This window comes from Streptomyces pathocidini (genome assembly GCF_001418495.1).
Lineage (GTDB): Bacteria > Actinomycetota > Actinomycetes > Streptomycetales > Streptomycetaceae > Streptomyces > Streptomyces pathocidini.
The window spans coordinates 1-7,496 of sequence record NZ_LIQY01000153.1; the positions used below are offsets into that span (position 1 = coordinate 1).

Here is a 7,496-nt window from a genome sequence, read left to right on the forward strand (position 1 = left end):
GGGCGGGGGACGCGGGCGGGTTGGCGGGGTCGATGCCGATCGCCGGGCCGACCGCCTGCAGTTCGCGCAGCAGGCCATGGCTGGAACCCAACGGGCCACCGCCCTCCAGCAGTTCGTCGTTGGCCAGCGGCCGGTCGAAGTCCACCGGCACATAGGCGCCCGCGTGGTCGTAGTGCCAGACGAGATGGGACTGCTGGGCGGTGGTTTCGAACATCTCCAGCAACTGCTCGTAGTCTCCGCCCAGTTCGTCGACCGGGGTCACCTGGAGGCCGCAGATCTGGAGCAGATAGGCGCGGCGCAGGAAGTGCAGCGCGTCGTAGTCGAACCCCGCGACCGGGGCCACGTCTCCGGACAGCCCCGGCATGTAGCCGAAGACGGGGACGGGCGGCAGGCCCGCCTCGTGCAGCGCCTTGTCGTAGGTCGCGATCTCTTCGGCGAACGGGTTGTCGGGGCTGTGGCACAGCACATCGACGAGGGGGACCAGCCACAGGTCACAGGCCACGTGTGCTCTCTCTCCGTAGCTCTCGGGCGCGTTGGTCGAGCCAGCGTAGTGGTCATGCGGGTGTGCGTCAGCCGTCGTCCCAGCCGGTTTCGATCCGCGGCCCCCAGTCCAGGGACCTGCCCAGGGACCTGTCCGGGGACCTGTCCGGGCACGGCGCCTACCGTCTGGCGCTCGCCCAGCCGACGTCCCACACCCAGGCGTTGCCCACGCGCTTGCCCGGCTGCCCCAGCAGCCGTTCCAGAGTGAGCCGCAGCGCCTCCTCGTGGGGCTGGCCGCTGAGCACGAGGGCCCCCGCGCGCCAGAACTCCAGGTCCTCGCGGGCGGCCCGCTGCTGCTCCGGGCCTATGGCCGGTATTCGCCCGCTGTTCCGGACCTCGCGCAGCAGGTCATTGGTGGGGCGGGGCACCGCGCCGTAGATGCCGATCCGGTCCGGGCCCAAGGGGCCGTTGAAGTAACCGCCGGGGAGGGGGAATCCGAAGCCGGCGTCGATCTGCCACTTCAGCGCGCTCGCCTCGCCGGGCGAGGGCAGCGGTACGGGGACGAGCGACCGGCCCGGCTCGACATACGAGCGCCAGCCGCCGTCGGCGACGAGCGAGGGCACGGCCGGGCGGTCAACGGTCTTCAACGGCTTGGGCACGATCGGGAGCAGGGCCGCGCCGAGAGCGAGGCCGCCGGCCACCCGGATGACCAGGGCACGGTGGCAGCGGTCCCGCTCCTCGGTGCCGTCGTCCCTGCCGCGGGCGTCCGCCGCGGATTCGGCGATCGTGGTCCAGGCCAGGGCCAGCAGCATGCCCAGGGCGGGGGCGCACACCATCGCGTACCGCGACTCGATGACCGACTCGAAGAGCGGCAGCCGGTCGAAGACCCACCACGGCCCAGGGACCGTGGTGTCCGTCCAGGGAAGGGGGACGGCGGCCCCCAGTGACAGCAGGGCGGTGAAGAGGGCCGTTCCGGCCAGGGCCCGTACGACGGCGCGGTCCCAGAGGACGACGGTGATACCGAGCGTCAGGGCGATCAGCGGCCAGCCGTAGAAGGCGTTCTGCTCGGTCGGGTTGAGGGAGAGGGCAGCTGCGGTGTCCTCGTTCCCCGCGAGCGCACGGCCGGAGAACTCGATGAGGGACAGCGGTGGGTTCCCGGTCGGGCCGTGCAGGATGCTCTGGTAGCTCTGGTCGCCGAAGAACTGCCAGTACAGCGGGTACGCGACGATCGGCAGACAGACCGCGGCGGCGATCGCGAGACCGCGGACCAGGGGTGGGAAGGCGGCGCGGGCGACGGCCGGGCGCAGGCATGCGTAGATGGCCGCGAAGGCGAGCATGCCGGTGGCGGCGAGCAGCAGGGCCTCCTCGCCGAGGAAGATCTGCCAGGCGAGCAGCAGCCCCAGGATCACGCCGTGGCGCGGGACTTGGCGGCCCTCCGCCAGCCGTAGCGACCGGTCGATGATCAGCGGGATCACGAACAGCACGACCAGGTTGGGGTGCGCGTTGGCGTGCGAGACCATCGGTGGCGCGAAGGCGGCGGCCGCGCCGCCGAGGAGCGCCGCCGTGCGGTTGCGGGTGAGGTACTTGCGGATCAGCCGGTACCAGGCGGTGGCGGTCGCGGCCAGGCCGCCGGTGAGGACGACCGCCCAGGTCACGGTCGCGCCGAGGAGCGCGGTGACGGGGGCCAGGGGCACGGAGAGGCCCAACATCACGGTGTTGGCCATCAGGTTGACGCCGAGCGGGAAGTTCTGCTGGGTCGTGAAGAGCGGGTTCTCCAGGTGCAGCACGTTGTGCGCGGTGACCGCGAAGAACCACTCCCACTGGCTCTGGTCGCGCATGCTGTCGACCAGATACGCCCGGCCGAGGTCGGTCCAGAGGTTGATGTAGAGGAGAAGGGCGGCGAGGAGGTAGGCGGCGGGCACGGTGAGGGATGCCCGGCGGAGGCGGAAGAAGCGGGCGGTGCGCCCCCGTACGGCCGGCTCGGCCGGTGCGATCTCCTCCGCCGCCCAGCGCGGAGCCATCGGATCCGTCGAGTTGGTCACTTCTCCCTCCCCTCGCGTCGCAGCCGCAGCCGCAGGACCTCCGCCAGCACCTTGGCGTAGTCGAGCAGGCCGACCTTGGAACCCGGCTGGTGTGCCCAGCGGACCGGAACTTCGGCTACCGGCCAGTCGTTGGCGCGGAAGACCCGCAGGATCTCGACGTCGAAGCCCCAGCCGTCCGTGCGGGCTTGGGCGAAGGCCGCGCGGGCCTTCTCACCGTCGAAGAGCTTGAAGCCGCACTGGGTGTCCTGAATGCCGGGGACGGCTATGGCCTGGATCAGCCGGTTGCCGGCCTTGCCGAGCAGTTCGCGCACCACGTGCTGGTGGACCTCTATCCGCGCGCCCGGGCGGGCCCTCGAACCGATCGCGGCGGCGTAACCGGCGTCCAATTCGCCGAGCAGCACGGCCAGTTCCTCGATGGGGGTTGCGCCGTCGGCATCGCAGAACAGCACACGCCGGCCGCGCGAGGCCCGTACCCCGATCCGTACGGCATGGCCCTTGCCGCGGTTCACCGGCGCGCGCAGCAGTCGTATACGGGGCTCTCCCCCGGCGGCTTCGGTGGCAACGGCGGCCGTGCGGTCGGTGGAGCCGTCGTCGACGACGATCAGTTCCCAGTGGTGGGGGGTGGCGCGGAGGTAGCGGCAGACCTCCTCCATGCCGGGGCGGAGGCGGTGTTCCTCGTTGTAGGCGGGGATGACCACGGTGAGGTCGACGGCGGGGGTCGCCGGGGCGTTGGGGGGCCGCGACGACCTGGGCGCGGGCAGAGCCGCCCTGGGTACGGCGTCCATGCCTTGCCATCCCCCCTTTCGTTTCCGGACCTTGGCGGTCCGGGATGAAGACCGCCGTGGAGTGTGCCTGGTTGTACTTGATTTACACCGCTCGGCCGCCCCCGGTTCCCTGTCCTCTCAGCCGTTCTTGGTCAATTTCTCCAGGAGGTCGAGTGCGTGCTCGTCGCACTCGGCGATGAGGCGGCGGGCCTTCGCCGGGTCGCGCTGGTCGATGGTGTCGACCAGCGCGCCGTGGCCGCTCCACAACCGCCCCTTCAGGTCGGACTCGGCGCGCAGGTACGGCACAGCGAAGGCCCAGCACTGCACCCGGAGGCGGCCCAGAAAGTCGGAGATCTGCGGGTTTCCCACGAGCGCGCCGAGTTCGCGCCAGAAGCGCAGGTCGTAGCCGATAAGGATCTCCAAGTCCCCGGCCCTGGCCGCCCGTCCGGCCTCCTCGGCCCTGCGCCGTATCGAGGTGAGGGCGCGCGAGGTCGCCCCGGGCAGCATGCGGTGGACGGGCGCGCGGAAGATCCCGTCGACCACGAGGGCGCGGGCGGCGATCATGCTGCGGAAGTCGTCCGGGGTGAAGCGGTGCACCTGGAAGCCGCGGTGGTGCTCCATGTCGATCAGGCCCTGCGCGGAGAGGTCCACCAGCGCCTCGCGGACCGGCGTCGCCGAGACGCCGTACTGCTCGGCGATCTCCTTGACCGCAACGTGCCGCCCGGCGGGCAGGCGGCCCGCGAGGACCTCGTCGCGGAGGGCCTCGGCGATCTGGGTGCGCAGGGTGTTGCGCGTGACCTGTGCCCTCCTGGCGGGGATTCCGCGACCGGTGCCGGTGCCGCGCATCCTTGCGCCCTCCTTCCGCGGCCCCCTGCGGGTGGGGCCGCGGACACCCTATGCGGTGTCGCCTGCGGCGGGCCGGGGCGGTCGGGGCGCCCACCGATCACGGCCGGTCCGGTCGGGGGCGCCCACCGATCACGGCCGGTCGGCACCGCCAAGCTCCGGCGGCGTGGTTGATCGCCGCCACGGCGGGAGAGATCTGCCGCCCGGCAGCTGGTCAGCGCGCCGCGTGCTCGTCCGCGAGGGTCAGGGCCGCGTCCAGGGCCGCGAGGCCTTCCTTGGCCTCTGAGGGGGTGATCGTGCACGGGGGGACCGCGTGGGTGCGGTTCATGTTCACGAAGGGCCAGAGGCCGTTGCGCTTGCAGGCGGCGGCGAAGGCGGCCATGGGGGCGTTGGCCTCGCCCGAGGCGTTGTACGGGACGAGCGGTTCGCGGGTCTCCTTGTCCCGGACCAGGTCCAGCGCCCAGAAGACGCCCATGCCGCGCACGTCTCCCACCGAGGGGTGGCGCTCCGCGAGCTCGCGCAGGCCCGGCCCCAGGACCGTCTCGCCGATCTCGGCGGCGTTCTCGACGATCCGCTCCTCCGCCATCGCGTTGATCGTCGCGACGGCGGAAGCGCAGGCCAGGGGGTGGCCGGAGTAGGTCAGACCGCCGGGGTACGGGCGCTGGTCGAAGGTCGCGGCGATCTCCGCGGAGATCGCGACGCCGCCGAGCGGCACGTAGCCGGAGTTGACGCCCTTGGCGAAGGTCAGCAGGTCGGGCACGACGTCGAAGCCGTCGGCGGCGAACCAGTGGCCTGTCCGGCCGAAGCCCGCCATCACCTCGTCCAGGATGAAGACGATCCCGTAGCGGTCGCAGATCTCACGGACCCCGGTCAGATACCCCGGCGGCGGGACCATGATCCCGGCCGTGCCCGGCACGGTCTCCAGGATGATCGCGGCGATGGTCTGCGGCCCCTCGAACGCGATGGTGTCCTCGAGGTGGCGCAGCGCGCGCTCGCACTCCTGCTCCTCGGTCTCCGCGTGGAACGGCGAGCGGTAGAGGAACGGCGCCCAGAAGTGGACGACGCCGGCCGCGCCGGTGTCGGAGGCCCACGCCCCCCGCGCGGGAGCGCGCACGGCGTGCGACGCTGGAGAACGGGCGTGCGACGTCGGACAGCGGACGCAGCACGTGGGGGCGACGCGCACCGAAGGAGTGGGTGCCGATGACCGCGGAAAACCCCAACCGGACAGGCGCCACGGGCGCCCCCCGGCCCCCCGCCGGAGACCTGGACGCCCTGGTGATCTTCGGCGCCACGGGCGACCTCGCCAAACTCGAGACCTTCCCCGCCCTCGCCGACCTCGTGGCCCGCGGCGCCCTCACCGTCCCCGTCATCGGCGTGGCGAAGAGCGGCTGGGGCTTGGAGCAGTTCCGCGACTACGCGGCCCAGTCCCTGCGCGACCACGGCATCGACCCCGCGGGCAGCGCCGGCACCCAACTGCTCGGCCTGCTCCGGTACATCGACGGCGACCTCGACGACCCCGCCACGTACACCGCCGTCTCCGACGCGATCGGCTCCGGCCGCCGTGCCCTGTTCTACCTGGAGGTCCCGCCCGCCCTCTTCGGCCGCGTCGCCCGCGGCATCGCGGCGGCGGGCCGGGCCGAGGGCGCGCGCGTGATGGTGGAGAAGCCGTTCGGCAACGACCTCGGCAGCGCGCGCGAGCTGAACGCGACCATGCACGAGGTCTTCCCCGAGGACGCGATCTACCGCGTGGACCACTGGCTCGGCCTCGACCCCGTCGAGAACGTGCTCTACACCCGCTTCGCCAACTCCGTACTCGAACCGCTGCTGAACAGAACGTACGTGCGGAGTGTGCAGATCACGATGGCCGAGTCGTTCGGCGTCTCCGACCGCGGCGCGTTCTACGACCGCACCGGGGCGATCCGCGACGTCCTGCAGAACCACCTGCTCCAGGTCCTCGCGACGGTCCTGGCCGACCCGCCGAGCGAGGCCGCCGGGCAGGACGGCGGGGCGGACGGCGGGGCGCTCGTCCGCTGGCCCGATGCCAAGGCCCGCCTGCTGGCCGCGCTCCGCCCGCTGACCCCGGAGGACGTCGTACGCGGCCAGTTCACCGGCTACCACGACGTGCAGGGCGTCGACCCCGGCTCGACCGTCGAGACCTACGTGGCCGTGCGCCTGGCCTGCGCCTCCCCGCGCTGGGACGGCGTACCGATCCTGATCCGGGCGGGCAAGTGCCTGCCGGTGACCGCGACGGAGGTGGTGGTCCGCTTCCACCGCCCGCCGCGCGACATCTTCGGCGCCGAGGCGCAGGGCACGGACGGCTCCGGCGCCACCGGCAGCGCGTCCGGCGGCGGTCCGGCCAACACCCTCCGGTTCCGTGTCAACCCGGAGACCGCCGCCGCGCTCACCCTCGTCGGCAAGAAGCCCGGCGCGGGCTGGCAACCGGAGCCGCAGGAGCTGGCGTTCGCCCAGCAGCCCGGCTCGGACATGCGCCCGTACGACCGCCTCATCAGCGCCGCGCTGGACGGCGACCAGTGGCTCTTCGCCCGGCAGGACGCGGTCGAGACGGCGTGGCGCGTGGTCGATCCGGTGCTCGGCGACGCGGTGCCCGTCCACCCCTACGCGCAGGGCAGTTGGGGCCCTAAGGAGGCCGACCGGCTGCTGCCGGAAGGGGAGGCGTGGCACGATCCGGCGGCGGACCCGCCGGGCGGGCCGGGCTGAGCGTTCCGTGCGCTGCCGGAACCCCGGAGGACGGTCGGCCGGGGACGCGCGACCTGGATCGGCCGGGGGCGTGACGGCCGGGTCGCGCACCCCCGGCCGACCCCGCCGCTACGCCCCGGCCTTCCGGCGCTCGGCGCGCCTGACGGTCGCCTCCTGCGCCGCGTTCTACAGCGCGCGCCACGCGTTCGGCGACCCGGTCATGGCCACGTACGCGATCTTCGGCGTGATCGCGCTGGGCGTGCTGTCGCAGGTGCCGGGGCCGCCTCGCCGCAAGGCGCGGACGCTGGTCGCCGCGCTCCCGACGGGAGCCGTGCTGGTGGCGGCGGGAACCGTGCTGGCGGGCGACCTGTGGGCCGCGGCGGCGGGGATGTTCGCAGTCGGGTTCCTCGTCACGTTCTCCGGCCTGGGCGGGCCGCGCTTCCTCGGCGTCGCGGCCGGGCTGCACCTGTTCTACATGCTGGCCTGCTTCCCGCCGTACGAGCCGGACACGCTGGACTCCCGCCTCCTGGGCCTGACGTACGGCGTGGTCCTCCTGGCCGCCGCCGAACTCTTCCTGTGGCCGGATCCACCCCCGATCCCGTACGACCACCGCCTTGCGAAGGCCACCGCCGCGGTCTCGCGCTACGCAACGGCGGTGGCCTTCGCAAGG

3 protein-coding genes and 3 pseudogenes are annotated in these 7,496 nt (G+C 72.9%); 2 read left to right on the top strand and 4 right to left on the bottom strand.

The window, feature by feature from the left end; all coding sequences use genetic code 11:
* From AOK16_RS09430 to AOK16_RS09450, 4 genes and pseudogenes are all read right to left on the bottom strand, one after another.
* Positions 1-502, bottom strand: a 502-nt coding sequence (locus tag AOK16_RS09430) for a hypothetical protein (protein ID WP_055471795.1), incomplete at its 3' end; no start/stop codon positions are given.
* Positions 503-659: 157 nt separating this feature from the next.
* A pseudogene (locus AOK16_RS09435) lies at positions 660-3,307 on the bottom strand (glycosyltransferase).
* A 117-nt stretch (positions 3,308-3,424) separates the two neighbouring features.
* Entirely contained in the window at positions 3,425-4,132 is a 708-nt protein-coding gene (locus AOK16_RS09445; protein WP_055471798.1) for a GntR family transcriptional regulator, read from the bottom strand.
* A 211-nt stretch (positions 4,133-4,343) separates the two neighbouring features.
* Positions 4,344-5,219, bottom strand: a pseudogene (locus AOK16_RS09450) (aminotransferase class III-fold pyridoxal phosphate-dependent enzyme); the annotation flags it as partial.
* 110 nt (positions 5,220-5,329) lie between these two features.
* Between AOK16_RS09450 and AOK16_RS09455 the strand changes: the two are divergent.
* On the top strand, positions 5,330-6,847 hold the full coding sequence (locus AOK16_RS09455) for a glucose-6-phosphate dehydrogenase (protein WP_079101211.1): 1,518 nt from the start codon (positions 5,330-5,332) through the stop codon (positions 6,845-6,847).
* Between the two features lie 70 nt (positions 6,848-6,917).
* A pseudogene (locus tag AOK16_RS09460) lies at positions 6,918-7,496 on the top strand (FUSC family protein); the annotation flags it as partial.

Bases quoted from the DNA above. Each gene is read 5' to 3' on its own strand.
- AOK16_RS09445 (WP_055471798.1), bottom strand. From the start codon at position 4,132: ATGCGCGGCACCGGCACCGGTCGCGGAATCCCCGCCAGGAGGGCACAG.
- AOK16_RS09455 (WP_079101211.1), top strand. From the start codon at position 5,330: ATGACCGCGGAAAACCCCAACCGGACAGGCGCCACGGGCGCCCCCCGG.